Annotated in this window: 1 protein-coding gene; it reads left to right on the top strand. The window is 43.3% G+C overall.

Annotation, left to right across the window (positions count from 1 at the left end):
• Positions 1-244: 244 nt before the first annotated feature.
• Positions 245-1,447, top strand: coding sequence for an IS110 family transposase (locus WFJ73_RS33130; RefSeq protein WP_336776990.1), 1,203 nt, complete (start codon positions 245-247; stop codon positions 1,445-1,447).
• Positions 1,448-1,583 lie beyond the last annotated feature (136 nt).

Raw genomic sequence — 1,583 nt, 5'->3', positions numbered from 1 at the left:
TTCGTATTATGAGGTCACCAGATCTTTCTGGTCGACCTCTTTTTTGTAGGGTCGTAAGATAGCGGTAGCCGGGGATCGAACGTTTCTGCCCGTGGGACTTGGATCCCGAGAGCTATTCTGTTCATCCCCCCTACTTGTTCAACCATGGTTAGGCTGGTTGGGACGTTGATCCCGTATCACATGCGATAGTGTGGAAGACAAGAAGGTTAGGGGTTGCCGGTGAAAATACTACAGGAGTGATGTCATGAACCCAGTCATTGGTTTGGATGTGTCTAAGGGAGAGAGCCATGCACAAGCTTTTTTAGACCGTGGAGTACCTCATGGGAAGATCTTTAGATTTAATCATGATCTAGAGGGATTATCGTCTTTTCTTAGTTATGTTAGAGCGGTGGAAATAGCTGCGGGAGTGAGCCCCTGCATAGTAATGGAGGCAACAGGCCATTATCATAGCCCTGTTGTTCAGTTTCTGGATGAGCACCATTATCTGTACATTGTCATTAATCCTTTAATCTCATATGAAGCTAAAAAAACGAATTTGAGACGGGTCAAGACGGATGCTGCTGATGCCTATCAACTTGGGGTGCTGTTCTATAAAGAAGAGTTTGAACCCCTCAAAAAACGGGGTCAGCATCTCATGAACTTACGCTATCTCACTCGTCAGTATGAATCTTTAACGGGTATGTATGTTCAAGCGAAGCTGCAGTTCCAGGCTATTCTAGATCAGGTTTTCCCTGAATACCATGGCGTGTTCGGTGATCTCTTCTCAAAAGTTTCGCTTCGAGTTTTAGCCTTACACCCGACATCTAAGGAAGTCCTGGATATGACTGTGGAAGAGATTTCAGTAACAATCCAACGCCAAACAGGACGCGGTAGATCTACTTTATGGTGTTCGGAGCACGCTCATATCTTAGTAGCGGCAGCAAGGCGAAATCCCTTTAAAGAGACGACTTTTCCAAGTCATCTGATCTCCATGCAGTTGCTCATCAAATTGCTTCTTCAATACCAGGACCATCTAGCAGACCTTAATAAATCGATAGAGACCCTGGCTGAAGAGTTACTTGAATATGATTTAATCCAGTCAATACCCGGTATCGGCACTAAAATTGCTGCAACAATTTTGGCTGAGATTGGGGAAATCGATCGGTTCGATCATGCTAAGAAGCTGGTGGCCTTTGCTGGTGTTGACCCCAGTGTGTTTGCTTCAGGTAAGTTTGTAGCAACCCAAAATAGGATCACAAAACATGGCTCCAGAAGGCTTCGTACAGCACTGTATCAAGCTGTGCGATGTGGTATTCGTAGTAATAGAAACAAGAAGTTAAGAGCTTACTACGATAAAAAGCGTGCTGAAGGAAAACTGTTCAAAGTAGCGGTTATTGCTTGTGTAAACAAACTCATCCACTGGATTTTTGCCATTTTGACTTCGAAAGAAGCATTTCGGCTAGAGTAACTAGCATGGAATAGTAAACGATGAAATATATTCCTGTTCCGAAAGGGACGGTTATTTGTCATACCCTTTTTTCACTATATCATCTCTTGAAACGACAATTAACATTTAATTATTGACAAGCTATTAGCTGGAATAG

The sequence above is a fragment of the Paenibacillus sp. MMO-58 genome, assembly GCF_037146255.1.
Lineage (GTDB): Bacteria > Bacillota > Bacilli > Paenibacillales > Paenibacillaceae > Pristimantibacillus.
The sequence above is the reverse complement of the archived record's forward strand: the minus strand, read 5'-3'. Positions and strand labels throughout refer to the sequence as shown.

What these genes read in the sequence shown, in the direction of transcription:
- WFJ73_RS33130 (WP_336776990.1), top strand. Translation starts at nt 245, where the DNA reads ATGAACCCAGTCATTGGTTTGGATGTGTCTAAGGGAGAGAGCCATGCA.